This window comes from Prosthecobacter fluviatilis, assembly GCF_042655725.1.
GTDB classification, from domain to species: Bacteria; Verrucomicrobiota; Verrucomicrobiia; order Verrucomicrobiales; family Verrucomicrobiaceae; genus Prosthecobacter; species Prosthecobacter fluviatilis.
In genome coordinates, this window is sequence record NZ_JBHSMQ010000003.1 from 89,658 (window position 1) to 103,852 (window position 14,195).

The 14,195-nt window shown below is 61.7% G+C and carries 11 protein-coding genes; 5 read left to right on the forward strand and 6 right to left on the reverse strand.

Annotation, left to right across the window (positions count from 1 at the left end):
* Nucleotides 1-223: 223 nt before the first annotated feature.
* On the reverse strand, nt 224-385 hold the full coding sequence (locus ACFQDI_RS09210) for a hypothetical protein (protein ID WP_377165716.1): 162 nt from the start codon (nt 383-385) through the stop codon (nt 224-226).
* 366 nt (nt 386-751) lie between these two features.
* Here ACFQDI_RS09210 and purT point away from each other — a divergent pair, with 366 nt between their 5' ends.
* Nucleotides 752-1,933, forward strand: a complete 1,182-nt coding sequence (gene purT, locus ACFQDI_RS09215) for a formate-dependent phosphoribosylglycinamide formyltransferase (protein ID WP_377165718.1) — start codon at nt 752-754, stop codon at nt 1,931-1,933.
* Between the two features lie 56 nt (nt 1,934-1,989).
* Nucleotides 1,990-2,832 (forward strand): transglutaminase-like domain-containing protein, encoded by an 843-nt coding sequence (locus tag ACFQDI_RS09220; protein ID WP_377165720.1) that lies wholly within the window; start codon nt 1,990-1,992, stop codon nt 2,830-2,832.
* A gap of 6 nt (nt 2,833-2,838) precedes the next feature.
* Here ACFQDI_RS09220 and mtnP read toward each other — a convergent pair whose 3' ends face one another.
* Complete coding sequence (mtnP, locus tag ACFQDI_RS09225) at nt 2,839-3,711, reverse strand: S-methyl-5'-thioadenosine phosphorylase (protein ID WP_377165722.1); 873 nt, start codon at nt 3,709-3,711, stop codon at nt 2,839-2,841.
* A gap of 136 nt (nt 3,712-3,847) precedes the next feature.
* Here mtnP and ACFQDI_RS09230 point away from each other — a divergent pair, with 136 nt between their 5' ends.
* Together ACFQDI_RS09230 and ACFQDI_RS09235 are read left to right on the forward strand one after the other, a co-directional pair.
* Nucleotides 3,848-4,093 carry a DUF903 domain-containing protein gene (locus ACFQDI_RS09230; RefSeq protein ID WP_377165724.1) on the forward strand — a complete coding sequence of 82 codons (246 nt, stop codon included), beginning with the start codon at nt 3,848-3,850 and terminating at the stop codon, nt 4,091-4,093.
* Entirely contained in the window at nt 4,090-4,659 is a 570-nt protein-coding gene (locus tag ACFQDI_RS09235) for a Maf family protein (protein ID WP_377165726.1), read from the forward strand. The genes ACFQDI_RS09230 and ACFQDI_RS09235 overlap by 4 nt, the downstream gene beginning before the upstream one ends.
* 2 nt (nt 4,660-4,661) lie before the next feature.
* Here ACFQDI_RS09235 and ACFQDI_RS09240 read toward each other — a convergent pair whose 3' ends face one another.
* On the reverse strand, nt 4,662-6,353 hold the full coding sequence (locus ACFQDI_RS09240) for a vWA domain-containing protein (RefSeq protein ID WP_377165728.1): 1,692 nt from the start codon (nt 6,351-6,353) through the stop codon (nt 4,662-4,664).
* Nucleotides 6,354-6,466: 113 nt separating this feature from the next.
* Here ACFQDI_RS09240 and ACFQDI_RS09245 point away from each other — a divergent pair, with 113 nt between their 5' ends.
* Nucleotides 6,467-6,757 carry a hypothetical protein gene (locus ACFQDI_RS09245; protein WP_377165730.1) on the forward strand — a complete coding sequence of 97 codons (291 nt, stop codon included), beginning with the start codon at nt 6,467-6,469 and terminating at the stop codon, nt 6,755-6,757.
* A gap of 75 nt (nt 6,758-6,832) precedes the next feature.
* On the opposite strand, the gene ACFQDI_RS09250 is transcribed toward ACFQDI_RS09245, so the two are convergent.
* The 3 genes from ACFQDI_RS09250 to ACFQDI_RS09260 form a co-directional block, all read right to left on the reverse strand.
* Nucleotides 6,833-9,259: a U32 family peptidase gene (locus tag ACFQDI_RS09250; protein WP_377165732.1), complete on the reverse strand. Its 2,427-nt coding sequence runs from the start codon at nt 9,257-9,259 to the stop codon at nt 6,833-6,835.
* 85 nt (nt 9,260-9,344) lie between these two features.
* Nucleotides 9,345-13,445, reverse strand: coding sequence for a beta strand repeat-containing protein (locus ACFQDI_RS09255; protein ID WP_377165734.1), 4,101 nt, complete (start codon nt 13,443-13,445; stop codon nt 9,345-9,347).
* A 203-nt stretch (nt 13,446-13,648) separates the two neighbouring features.
* Nucleotides 13,649-14,155 carry a hypothetical protein gene (locus ACFQDI_RS09260; protein WP_377165736.1) on the reverse strand — a complete coding sequence of 169 codons (507 nt, stop codon included), beginning with the start codon at nt 14,153-14,155 and terminating at the stop codon, nt 13,649-13,651.
* Nucleotides 14,156-14,195: the final 40 nt, after the last annotated feature.

The following is a 14,195-nucleotide window of genomic DNA, read 5'->3' on the forward strand; positions in this document are numbered from 1 at the left end:
TGGAGAAGAACGACCCCCACAGCTTCCTTGCCAGCGCCGCAACTTCCTACGGCGTAAAACACGGCTCTCGCCTTGGCCCACGCTCATCTGCCTTCGTCTTCGTCACCGCACCGGGCCATACAGCGCCACGATCTGCCTCAGCGCTTGGATCCGCACACCCAGCATCTGAGCAAGCACCGGCTGCGGCACCTCCTCGTCCAGCGCGGCTCGTGAAAACGTCGCCTCAGCCGACTCCCAGCGCCAGCCCTGCCTGCTCCCGCAGCGCCGCACAGTCTCCCCTCCGCTTCCTCACGCCGCAGTGAGCGTCTGTGCGGCCATACCACCACAGTCCCTGCACCACATTCAGCTTCAGCGCCAGCTCATCCGCCACGTCCGGCAGCGGCAACCCCGGCACAGATGCATCTCCGTCACCCGCTCCACCTCTTATCCCTCCCCTCCAGCTGCGACAACTCATCCCTCTCTGAAATTTTTCCACCCAAAATCTTTCTACCATTCTCCTCTCACCAACCCCTCAAAATCTTTCACCAACCCATCCCTCCTTGCGACCCGTTCATTCCCGTCCCTCCACGGCACAAAGTCCCTGTTCCCACGCATCGCCAGCCACCCTGATCTCTGCCCATCGAGCTTGGACATTCGACATTATTTCGTCATTCGGATTTACTCATTCGTCATTCCGCCGCCCATCTTCCATCTCCCATCTCCAAACCACCGCAAACTTGAACCCCCGCTTCCCCGCGCCAAAGTCCCATCCATGTCCCGCATCGGCACCCCCCTCTCCTCCTCCGCAACCAAAGTCATGCTCCTCGGCTCCGGCGAGCTCGGCAAGGAAGTCGTCATCGAGCTCCAGCGTCTCGGCTGCGAAGTCATCGCCGTCGATCGCTACGCCAACGCCCCCGCCATGCAGGTCGCCCACCGCAGCCACATCATCTCCATGCTCGATGGCGACGCCCTCCGCCGCCTCGTCGAACTCGAAAAGCCCGACTGCATCGTCCCCGAGATCGAAGCCATCGCCACAGACACCCTCCTCGAGCTCGAAGCCGAAGGCTTCCGCGTCGTCCCCACCGCCCGCGCCGCCAAGCTCACCATGAACCGCGAAGGCATCCGCCGCCTCGCCGCCGAAGACCTCGGCCTCAAAACCTCCCCCTACATCTTCGCCTCCACCGAGGAAGAATTCCGCGCCGCCATCGCCAAAATCGGCATGCCCTGCGTCATCAAGCCCATCATGAGCAGCTCCGGCAAAGGCCAGAGCGTCGTCAAAACCGAGGCCGACATCCCCCACTCCTGGCAGTACGCCCAGGAAGGCGGCCGCGCCGGCAAAGGCAAAGTCATCGTCGAAGGCTTCGTCGACTTCGACTACGAGATCACCATGCTCACCGTCCGCCACGTCGGCGGCACCACCTGCTGCGCCCCCGTCGGCCACACCCAGATCAAAGGCGACTACCGCGAATCCTGGCAGCCCCACCCCATGTCCCACAAAGCCCTCGCCGCCGCCGAGCACATGGCCGGCGCCATCACCGAAGCCCTCGGCGGCCGCGGCCTCTTCGGCGTCGAAATGTTCGTCAAAGGCGACGACGTCATCTTCAGCGAAGTCTCCCCCCGCCCCCACGACACCGGCCTCGTCACCCTCATCTCCCAGGACCTCTCCGAGTTCGCCCTCCACGTCCGCGCCATCCTCGGCCTCCCCATCCCCAACATCCGCCAGCACGGCCCCAGCGCCAGCTGCGCCGTATTGGTCGAAGGCGAGTCCGCCAACGTCCAATTTGGCTCCCTGGACCAGGTTCTTGCCGAATCCGACACACAAGTACGCCTTTTCGGCAAGCCCACCGTCAGCGGCCAGCGCCGCATGGCCGTCACCCTCGCCCGCGCCGAAACCATCAACGAAGCCCGCGCCAAAGCCCACCGCGCCGCCCAGGCCATGGAAATCCGCCTGTAGTTCGTTTCCACATTTCGTGATTGCAACTGCCACGCCCTGCGTGGTATCACCACCAAATGCCTCCCAGTGCTCATCTGAGCCATCTCATCAAGCTGCTCGACGACGACTCCGAAGTCGTCCGCCACGCAGTCCGGCAGGAGCTCACCGGCATGCGCCGCGAGCTCCCCCGCCACATCGAGACCCTGGAGACACCCCTCTCGCAAGAGGAGGAAAAACTCGTCGCCCAGCTGCTGGAACCCGCAAGGCGTGGCGAATTGGAGGAAACCTGGATGCGCTGGCGCTGGATGGAGGGCCCCGACGCCCAGCTCGAAGAAGGCCTCAGCCAGCTCTCCGCCTACCTCAACGGCTGGAAAACCCAGTCCTCAGACCTCGCCAAGCGCCTCGATGCCCTCACCGAGGAAGCCTTCGCGGAAAAAGGACGCATGGACGCGCATGAGCTCGCACAATGGCTCTTCGCCTCGCACAACGGCGTCACCCGCTTCCGCGGCAACAGCAAAGACTACTACTCCCCCGCCAACAGCAACCTCTTCTGGGTGCTCGACACCGGTCTGGGCAATCCCATCAGCCTTTGCTGCCTCTACCGCCTTCTGGGTCAACGCTTTGGCCTCGAAATCGAAGGCTGCAACTTCCCCGGCCACTTTCTCTCCCGCGTCAAACATCACGAAAAGACCTGGCTGGTCGACTGCTTCAACCGCGGCCGCTTCATGCTGGCCGCAGACGTGGCCAAGCACCACCCCGCCGCCAATCCCGGCATGGAGGACCTCATTCACGAGCCCGCCACCGCCGAAGCCACACTGCTGCGCATCCTGCGCAATCTGGATGAAGCCTATGAGCGCCTCGGCCTGCTGACAGAACGCCAGTTCATGCGCCGCCTGGCAGTGAAACTGATGGAAGACTGACGCAGCTCAAAGAAAGCGCTGCAGGATTGGCAGCAGATTTTCCACCGTCTGCTCAGGCCACAACTTGCGATCCGTCATAAGAGCGCTGTCGAGCGAGCGGTGTTCCGGCCAGGACGGCTCCGTGGGAATGCTGGGAATCACCTGCGCCAGGATGGCCTTGGATGCCGCCACATTCGCATGCAGATGCCCGATGACCGACTCCGCCGTCACCGCCTCCTCCTCCACCTTCCAGCAGTCGTAGTCCGTCACCATCGCCAGCGTCGCCAGCGCGATTTCGGCCTCCCGCGCCAGCTTGGCCTCCGGCAGGTTCGTCATGCCAATGACGTCAAAACCCAGCTGCCGGTGCGCATTCGACTCCGCACGGGTGGAGAAAGCGGGGCCGTCCATGCACACATAGGTGCCGCCATTGTGCACCTTGCGCCCTTGTGCCACGCAGGCGTCGTGCAGCAGCCCCCGCAGCCCCGCCGAGATAGGATCTCCAAACGCCACATGTGCCACGATGCCTTTGCCGAAAAAGGTGTGCTGGTCGCGGCGGCTGGTGCGGTCAAAAAACTGGTCCGGCAGCACGATATCGCGCGGATGGTACTGCTCCTGCAGGCTGCCCACGGCAGTCACGGCGATGATCCAGCGCACATTCAGGCTGCGCAGCGCCCAGATATTGGCGCGATGATTCAGCTCTGTGGGCAGAATGCGGTGGCCTTTGGCATGGCGTGGCAGGAAATAGACGCGGCGCCCGGCCAGCGTGCCCGTCACGAGTGCATCCGAGGGGGGGCCATAAGGCGTCTCCACGCTGATTTCCTCGCGGTTTTCAAAGCCTTCGAGGTCGTACAGGCCGGAGCCACCGATGATGCCGATGGCAGGAGGAAGATTGGGGGTCATCCAGGCAGGGTAGGAGGCATGAAGGCTGCTTCAACTGACATCATTGTGTCGCTTGAAAATGTCACCTGTCTGAAGGATGAACAAAAACGCCGAAAGTCGTGTCTTAACATCATCGTTAATTCCCCATTCCCCCGCCATGAACGCCATGTGCCGTCTCCTGCTGCTCCTGCCAGCCATTTCCCTCGTTTCCTGCTCCATGCCGGACATGTTTGCATCCACCACGCCCCACAAAATCAAACTCAAGGACGGGCGTGAGGTGCCGTGTGAAGGCGCGCCGCAGTATCAGGAAAAGACCGGCTACTACCGCTACCGCACGCCGGACAAGCGGGACGCCGTGATCCGTGCGGATGATGTGGCAACCATCGTGGAAAAGCGGGCGTGAGCGGGAGGCCGCTCGTTCTGGCGTCCGCCTCACCGCGCCGGGTGGAACTCCTGAGCCAGGCAGGATTTGGCCACAAAGTCATCCTGCCGCAGGTCGATGAGGCCCATGATGCCTCACTCACCCCCGAGCAGCTGACCGTGGAGAATGCGCGACGGAAAGCTCTTGCGGTCAGCCGCACACAGCCCGGTGCGCTTGTGATCGGTGCTGACACCTTGGTTTACGTGGATGGCGATCCGCTGGGCAAGCCAGCAGACCTGGAGGAAGCGCTCCGCATGGTACGCCGGCTCTCGGGCCGGACCCACGAAGTCTGCACCGGAGTGGCGTTTGCCTGTGATGGCGCCGTAGTTCGAGAGCTGCACGTCATCACGCATGTCACCTTCAAGCCGCTGACGGACGAGCTGATCCGCGCCTATCACGCCCGGGTGAACCCGCTCGACAAGGCGGGGGCCTACGGCATTCAGGAGTGCACGGAGATGCTGCTCGACCACATGACGGGGTCATTCACCAACGTCGTCGGCCTGCCGGTGGATGAGGTGGCTGCGGCGCTGCGTGAGCTGCAGAGCTGAGGCTACTTCATTTTGAAGAATTCCTCGCCCTTGATGACTTTGCCTTCTCCGGCGACCACGGAGAAACTGCCGTTGTTACGCTTGGCCAGAGCGTCCATCTCGCGTGCGGCATCCACCTGGGCCATGACGCTGGTGTGGATGACGGTCATGGGCAGCTTGCTTTTGTTCACGGCGGTCACGATGTCGATCCAGCCGTTCTCGTCCTGGCGCTCGCCGTCGGTCATGAAGAAAATGACGTCCGGTTTGGGGTTCGCATTCAAAGCCATGAGCAGGCCGGATCCCCAGTTGGTGAGCCCGGGATTGTCCGCCTTTTGAATGAGGTCCACACTTTCCTGAATCGTAAACGGACTGGCCTGGATGTATTTGAAGGTGGGAATTTTCACCTCCTTGTAGTCATCCGGCCTGATGTTCCAGGTGTATTTGGCAAATGCCTCCCCATTCTGGCTGCTTACCTCGTTGTGAGGCCAGGCAAAGTCGGAGAAGTAGAGGACTTGGTATGCCGTTCCAAAAGGGATCTGCCGCACCGCCTTGATCAGCTCCTTTTTCAGCAGTTCGAAGCGGGTCATCCTAGGCCCATCTCCTTTGAGAGGCTGAGACATGGAGCCGGAGACATCCACCACAAAAATCACGCGGCGCCCGACAGCAGTCTGGCCGACAAAGCTAAATTTGCCGCCGCGCCCGATGCCGGCACCAAGGCCGCCACCCGCTCCTCCGAGGCCCATCGGCTGGCTTAATCCCGAAGCGGGTGCCTTGCTGAGGTCCATACGGTTGTTGATTTTGTCAAAGTCCAGCACCTCCATGGGCGCCATTTCAGGCATGACGATGTTAGAGGACAGAGTCTGCACCGTGATCTTGCGCTGGACCGGCCTGGCCTTGAGCCAGGGGTTTTTCTTGTTCTGAATCTTGTGGGTCAGCTCCGCAGCAGCGGCCTGTGAATGTGGTGAACTGCCGCCGGGCAAAAAGTCCACCTGCGGGTCCATGACCTGACTGACACCTATGAAAGCGGCGATGAGCAGCAGGAACATGTGCACGCCGAAGCTCATGCCGAGCGTGCGAAGGCCGATCTTGTCCGCCAGCTTTTGCCAGCGCAGTTTTTTCTCCTGATCAGGATCCAGAGGCTCTTCAGGGGGTGGCTTGGGGGCGATGAAAGGCTTTGGATTTTGGGCCGGCTTAGCATCATCGCCCTTAGCGGTCACGTCCTCAGGCGGTGCATGGTCCGCAGGTTGTTTCTCCACCTTTGTCCTGGCCTCCGAGGCTGCCTGAGGTAGGCGGGGTGTTGGCACTGCTTCAGGCCGGTCTCGCCCGGTTTGATCCTCCTTGTGCTCCAGAGGCAGAAGCCTGGTGGAGGGCAGTTCCGGTCCGATCTCCCGGCCCTGCACGCCCTGTTCTACTTCAGAGAATGACTGCACGGCACCCAGCTCAGCCGCAGGCGATATCTCCGGTGTCTGGAGAAAGAACGGTTGTTCAGACGGGGGCGGGGGCGCCGCCTCAAGGGATTGCTCTTCGTTGGTCACCTCCTGATGCACCGCCTCATCTGCAGAGGCCTGACTGGCCGCCTCTTCATGCAGGGGCTCAGTCCATTCCTGCTGGCTTACCTCCGGCGTGGATTTCGGCAACTCATTCTCCATAACCTCTCCATCCGTCGAATCGACGGTCGGCAGGAAACTAAAATCGTCGAAGACGTGCCTGGACATGGCGTTGAGAATCTGGCGGTTAAACCGCCGGCGTTCAAGGAAGTTCCTCTAAGTCCATCAAACCATGGCCTCAACTGGTTGACGCCAGCCTGCAGAGATTCCAAGCTTGGCGAATGAGATCGGCAGAGCCCGCAAGAGGACAGGATAAAATCGTCGTCGGCGAGGGACTCTACTTCCTGATCATCGTTCAGAATGGCCAAGTGACCCACTTCACCCCGAATGTGTCCCTCTCCCATGCGGACTTTGTCAAAAGGTCCGTCGGCAGGCTGCCGGAGGGTGCCTGGGTCGGTTCCGCCACGAAAAACGACGGCTACCTCACGGCCATCAACTCATACACGTTTTATCAGAACCAGTTGCCGGCATCGCCAGAGATCCAGAAGATTGTTCATGACAAGTTCTGCTGAGTTTTTGGAGAGGGAAGCATGAGGCGGACAAGAGTGTCCGCGCTCCTCTGGTCAAGCGTGTCCGCCCCCGTTGCCTCAGGCGAGCTCCGCCCAGGTGCCGCGGGTGACGCCGAGCTGGCTGTGAGCCTTCAGGTCGCGCCAGATTTCGTCGCCATCGCGCTGGCCGGCCAGGAGTTCCTGATAGGTGCGCAGGACGATCATGGCCTCGTCGGCATTTTCTTCGAGCAGCTCGACGCGGAAGCAGCGCAGGCCATGCTCGCGGAGTTCATCAAAGAACTGCGCGCCGGTTTGCGCCACGGCATTGAAAAGCGTGTTGCGGCAGCCGACGTCGGCTTTGAGGGGGTGCATCATGCCCACACGGTCGCGGAGGTGCACGCGGTGCCGGTCGCAGGGGCGGCCGCAGTTGGTAAAGTCGGTGCCGTTGCTGAGGAAGGCGGCGAAGGCGCAGTGCTCCATGTGAAACATGGGCATGTGCTGGTGCAGCGTGAGCTCAAACCAGGAAGGCGGCGCAGCGGCAAGGAGATCGACGACCTGCTCGATGTTGAGGTCGTAGCTGATGGTCAGACGCTCCAACCCGGCGTTTTTCAGAATCTCAGCGGTGAGGGGATTGGCGACGTTAAGCGAGAAGTCTCCGGTCATCGGGATGCCGGCGTCCTGGAAGAAGGACATGGCACCGAGATTGCGGATGAGCACGCCGTGCGGCTCTGCGCGCTGGATGAGCTTGAAGAAGCCGGCCTCGCCGGACTTCTGGATGCGGGGCGTGGCCAGCCAGACCTGGGCGGTGTCGCTGCGTTCCTTGATCTGCCGCACCATGTCGGCATAGAGGCGGATGTCTTCGAAGTCGAGGTAGAGGCGCGGCACGCCGAGGACCAATGCAGCATCCACATGCGCCTGGGTACGGCACAGCGCGTGCAGTTGCATGGGCAGCGTTTCATCGACCCGGCCACGGGATGGCATCAGCGACTCCAGAGTTACCGTGCTTTTGGCGATGGCTTTTGGCGATGAACTCTCGCCACTGCATGAGGCGATCAGATCGCGCCGCATGCGGTTCAGTTCGCTGATCGGGAGCATGACCTCGCCGGCCACGTCAAACTGCACTTCTCCAAGCTCGAACTCGGTGCCGCCGAGGCGGCTGAACTGCTCGATGAAGGCTGCCGGTGTGAGCGGGCGCTTCATGGCGGCCTGCAGCGGCATGGTGGAAGTCACCGCATGGGAGCCAGACTGCACGCACAGGGGCTCGCCGACTTTGCCTGTGACGTGGATGTCCAGCTTCCGCTGCTTGCGGATGGGGATGTCTCCTTCAAACGACTGACGCAGGGCGCGGTTGAGCGCAGGATCGCTGGTTTTGAAGACACGGGTGCCCGGAGACAGATTCTCCATGCGCAGGTGGCCGTGGCGGAAACTGAGCACACGACCACGAACCTCATACACGCTGCCGCCCTGCTCCTGATTGGTGTCGGCGAGGTTTTCAAAGACCACGCCGTCCCCCGGCTTGATGCCGATGTTGAGCTCATCCAGCTCCAGCGTGTCCGCGCCGAGGATGCGTGTGATCTTCCCGACGTAAGGGCCGCGTTTCTTGCCGTAATAAGCGCCTACCAGCTCCTGATGGTTCACACCATGCATCCAGCCGGTGAAGAGGCCGCGGGAAAAGGTCATCTCCAGCGCGTAGCGGTCCTCCGCGCTCGCAGGTGCAGGCTGGTTCGCCAGGGCGCGGTCAATGGCCTTGCGATACACCTGAGTCACTGCGGCGACGTATTCCGGCGTCTTGAGGCGGCCTTCGATCTTGAAGCTTTTGATGCCCAGCGTGATGAGGCGCGGAATTTCATCCACTGCCGCGAGATCCTGCGGAGAAAGCAGGTAGCGTTTGTCCTCAAGGTCGCGCGGCTCGCCATCGACAATCATTTCATAGGGCATGCGGCAGGCCTGGGCGCATTCGCCACGGTTGGCACTGCGGCGGCCCAGGGATTCGCTGGTGAGGCACTGGCCGGAGTAGGCCACGCAAAGGGCGCCGTGGACGAAGACTTCCAGAGGCACCTGAGCCGTCTTGAAGCGCTCCAGTTCGCGCAGGGAAAGTTCACGCGCCAGGACCGCCTGGTCGATGTTCAGCTTTTTGGCGAACTCCAGTCCTTCTGGAGAAGTGATGGTCATCTGCGTGCTGGCATGCAGGCGCAGCCCCGGGGCCAGCTCCTTGACCATGCGGGCGAGACCGAGATCCTGGACGATGACGGCGTCCACGCCGCACTCTTCGAGATAGCGGAGCTGCTTTTCGGCATCTGGCAGCTCCCGGGTGAAGATGAGAGTGTTGAAGGCGACGTAGCCCTTCACTCCGTGCTCGTGGAGGAACTTCATGAGCTCCGGCAGATCCTCCTCGGTGAAATTGTCAGCGCGCAGGCGCGCATTGAAGCGCGGCATGCCAAAGAAGATCGCGTCCGCCCCATTTGCCACGGCCGCACGGGCGCACTCCCAGTTTCCGGCAGGAGATAAAAGTTCGGGTTTGGGCATGGAGGGAGAGTAAGTCACGGCAGGGGGGAAGACATTACCCTGATTTCCGGACCTTGCAGGCATTATGCTTCAGCATTTGCCGCCTTCAGCGCCTGCGGCGACGGAAGGACCCCAGGCCCAAACCCAGGAGCAGCAGCATGGCGCGGCCGGGCTCCGGCACGACGTAGATGATGCCGTCCGTCAAAAACTGGTCGGTATCCCAAAACCAGCCGTTGGCGATCATGGAAGCGCCGAGCTGGAGATCGAGGTCTCCACCGGTGCTGGCCGCATTGAATCCGCCGGCGACGATGGCGGACGCGCCGCCATTGACGGTGCCCCAGTCGATGAGGTTGATGACATCGCCAAAGGTGGGATCATAACCGCTGGCGAGCTCCACTTTGATGGTGCTACCGGCGGCCAGGGTGAGGGTTCCCTGGACGACGAGGGCGTCATGATTGCCAAAGCTGCCGTTGAGAAGTCCGGCGGTCTGGATGCCATCGGCGGGGCTGGCATCGTTTCCAGTGGCTCCGGCGAGAGTGAACAGCACCCGCGGTGCGAGCGAACTCCCACCACCAGACAGGGTGAGGCTGCCGGTAGTGACATCGGTGAAGGTCAGCCGGCCGATTCCGGTGCCGCCGCTGTCTCCAGCGCTGAGCAGGCCATTGATGACGGTGGCACCCTGCACGGTGCCGGAGCCGGAGAGGGTGGCACCGCTGCTGACAACCACGGCTCCGTTGCCGCTCTGCCCCGTGCCCGCCTGACCGACCTGAAGATTGCCTGCGGTCACCTGGGTGGTGCCGACATAGGTGTTGGCACCGGTGAGGGTGAAGGTGCCAGAGCCCTGTTTCACCAAACCACCGGCACCGGCGATGGTGCCGGAGTAGGTGGTGTCTGCGCTGCTGCCAGTGGTGAGCCGGGTGCCCGGCGTGGCCATGGTGTCGGCAGCGGCGATGGTGCCCAGATTGACGGTGCCACCGCCTGCAAGAGACAGGATGGTCTGTGAAAAATCAGCGAGGCCATTGGTCAAAGCCAGCATGGCGGTGGGATCATTGGCGAGGGTCACCGCAGAGCTGGCGGACAGGGTGTTAACAGCACCGGCCATGAGGATGCCCTTGCTGATTGTCGTCGCACCGCTGTAGGTGTTGGCGCCTGTGAAGGTCTGGGTGCCTTCGCCAATCTTGGTCAGCGCCATAATACCGGTGCCGGTGTCCTTGATGACACCGCCGAAGAAGGTTGTGGCTGCGGCTGTGTCCGTGACGAGGGTGCTGGAGTTGTTATCCCCAATGGTGAGGGTGGAGGTGGTGCCTGCTTTGCCATTGGTGATGGCGGTGTTGGCATGAGTGCCATAGGAGATCAGGGAGTTGATGGTTTCGCTAAAGCCGTTGAGGTCAAGGGTGACGGGGCTGGTGCTGCTGCTGCCACTCAGAATGACGTTGCCCTTGCCGAGGCCGTTGGGGATGACCTCCGAGGCACCGAGACGAACGGTGACATTGGCGCTGTTGAAGGCGGTGGGACTGGTGCCAAAATTGGTGTTGATGGAAAGGTTGCCGGTGAAGTCATTGGCGGTGTTGTTGAGCTGGATGATGTTGGTGCCGCCTGCGCCGCCGGAGAGATCGAGGGCGTAGTCGCCGGTGATTTTTCCGGTGAAGGTGGTGACGTTGCTGGCATTGACGGCACCGAGGCGGGTATCGCCCGTGAGATTGATCTGGCCGGTGAGAGTCTGGCCGCCGCTGAAGCGTATGGCGCCGGGAATGCCGTTTTCGCCATAACCGGTGCCTGCAAGGTTGAAGGTCTGGGCATAGGAGCCTCCGGCATTGAGCCATAGCTGACCGCCGGCAGTGACGGTGACGGCGCCGCTGCCAAGGCTGCCGACGCTGTCGAAGCGGTTGCGGCCCAGGGTGATGATGGTGCCTCCGGTGTAGGTATTCACCCCGCTGAAGACGACCTGATTGCCAGAGCCGGTACGGATGAGGGTGACGGCGCCGGTTCCATTGTCGGTGATGGAGGAGCGGATGAGCATTTCGCCTGAGCCGGAATTGTTGATGATGAGCTCGCCAGCGGTGTTGTCCGCGCCACCGGCGGTGAGGGTGCCAACGCTGCTGGCAGAGCCGATGGTGAGCGTGGGGACGCCCGAGGTGACCTGGCTGCCCTGGTTCCAGATGGAGCCGGTGGCACCCAGACGGAGCGTCTCGCCTGCGGCAATGTCGATGAGACGGTTGAGGGCGGCATTGCCGTTGCCTGCGTCATTGCGCACCATGATGGTGTTGAGAGTGGTGACCCCGGAAGCGGTGGTGATGGAGGTGCTGCTGTCGCTGATCAGCAAGTTGGAGGCCGGAGAACTGACGATGTCTCCACCGGCATAGGTGCTGTATTGGGTGGTGGCGACGACGACATTTCCGAGGGCTGGGCCTGCGGTGCTTTTGACGGCCCAGTCATTGCCCAAGAGCGCCCAGCCGCCGAGGATACCGCTGGCGTCGTTGGCCGTGGTGGTGGTGATGCCGTTGGTGGCGCTTTGCGTGCCTGCGGCGGGCGTGAACTCCAGAATGCTGCCGCGATCACGCGAGATGCTGCCGAGATTCACGACGGTGTCGGTGTTGGCCGTGCCCTGAGTGACGGTGACGTAGCTGCGCCCGGCGAGAAGGTAGGTGCCATTGAATGTTTGAGAGACGGGGGCTGCTCCTGTGGTGGTGTTGCGACCGGCGACGGTGAGCTTGCCACCCCCGAGAACCAGCCGGCTGGAGGCGCTGATGATGTCAGCAGTGGGAGCGGTGATGGTGTAAGTGTAGGTGTTGGTACCCGAGGTGGCCGGTGCAATGGCGGTGGAGTTGAAGTCGAGCTTGATGCCGCTCGCGTTGGTCTGAGTGAGGGCGCCATTCACGGGGTTGTGAGAGCCGCCGAGGATGGTGGTGTCCCCGGTGTAGGTGTTGGAGGTGCTGGAAACGTAGGTGGCGGTGACTGCGCCGGAGGAGGTGGTGGTGCGGGTGACGGTGATTTGTTCGCCGCTGAGGGTGAGGGTTCCCGTGCCGATCTTGGTGAGGCCACCGCTGCCGCTGAGGGCACCACGGTAGGTGGTGGTGCTGTCGTTGTTGCCGGTATGGAGGGTGATGGCGCTGCCGCCAGCATCCTGGAGCGTGAGGTTGCTGGTGCCCTGAAGACCGCCGGTGATGAAGGTGCCGATGCCGGAGGCAAAGCTGATGTTCTTGGTGTTCACGTCGAAGTTGACGAGATTGATGGTGGCATTTTGGACCGCACGGGCGTGCCCGAGAACAAAACCGCCGGTGGCGGTGCTGGTATTGAGCGCACTGAGCGTGCCAGCGAAGGTATTGGCATTTGTGAGGGTGACGAAGCCTGTGCCGCCATTCACCTGCAGCGTGCCGCTGCCTGCTATGATGCCGGAGAAGGTGGTGCTGACGCCACCCTGGGCAAGATTGAGGGAAGCATTGCGCATGAGAATGAGGCCGCCGCCTTCGATGGTGCCGACCTGGTCGGAGACCTTGGTGTTGAGGACACCGCCAACGTTGACGGTGATTTTGGCGCTGTCGCCGACGCTGTTGGCGTTGGTGTTCCAGAGGAAGGTACCGCCGCTGTTGATGACAATGCCCGAGGTGGCGAGCTGATTGGCGCTGCCGCCTGTGCCCTTGAGCTCGAAAGTGCCGGCATTGATGGTGATGGGTGTGCTGCCGAGATTGAAGAAGCTGGCGTTGCCGGAGGCACCGAAGTCGAGCGTGAGTTTGCCGAGGCCGTTTTTGGTGAGTCCGGTGGAATTCATGCGGGCTGTGATGGTGACGTCCATGTTCTGGACGTTCACGACGGGGGCGGTGCCGGTGAGAGTGAGGATCTCGACGGAAGTGAAGTTATTTGGGGACGAAACAAAAGCCGTGCCGGGGGCGATGGTGACGTGGCCTTCCTGGAAATTGAGACTGCTGGCAGACTGACCAGGAGAGAGCGTGACTGTGTAAGTGCCTGTACCGTCAACGCCTGCGGCAAAGACCACATCGCTGCCCGTGACATAGGCTCCGGTGCTGCTAAGCCCACGTGCATCCGTGCTCCAAAAGCTGTCCACGCCCCAGACGCCTCCGGCATTGCCAGAAGACACAGCCGTGCCATTGGCATCCCAATAGAGCGTGGCAGCAGGGGACGAGACAACGGCCACGAGAGAAAACAGGAGCACGGCAAAGCGCACGCCCTGCGTGAAGAACACAGACATGATGGGATGGGGAAGTTTTTTTGCGTTCGTGCCGCAGCACGAAAAAAAAGGGGGGCATAACGAATACCTTCGCGGCTCCTCTGAACCAGCCAATTTTGCTCAGCCAAACCTTCAGAAATCAGTCAGAGACCATCTGAAAGAATCCACGATTTTTCTTTTAAAATGCCATCGAGTGAATCAATGCAATTGCCCCAGCATCTTGGTCAAGAACCTGCCCGCCTTAGCCTGATCCCTGAAAAAACCAAGTAGCCACATAGGCACATCATCAGCGGCAGAAACCACTGCGCCACCTTTTGGTTCTCGACGGACCATTGGTTATACGCGGCCAATGTCAGCGCGGGCTTGCCATCGAGTTCCAGCGCCACCAAAGGATAGAACGACTGGTTCTGCGCCAGATTGCGCCGGGGAGAATTGGCTTCTCGGATCCTCACGCTCACCCGCACCTCCATGCCCGGCCGCAGGGTGGCCAAAACCTGGCCGTCAAAACTGCGCGGATAGACGCTGTCAAAGCTGCGGAAGGGGAGTTCCTGGCCCTCAAGCCACACATCCAGGTCCTTGCTCTTGCCGCCAGTCTCGGTTGCCTTGACGAGTCTGCCGGTGACCACCCTGACACTGGCCGCCGTCAGCATCCCTGGCGGGTCCAGAACATCCAGAACAAAGAGAGAGAGCAACAGGATCATCCCACCAGACCCCAAAAGGATGGACTGCATGGGGGTGGGTGTCACGACGAATGCTTCGGGAGCTTGGTCA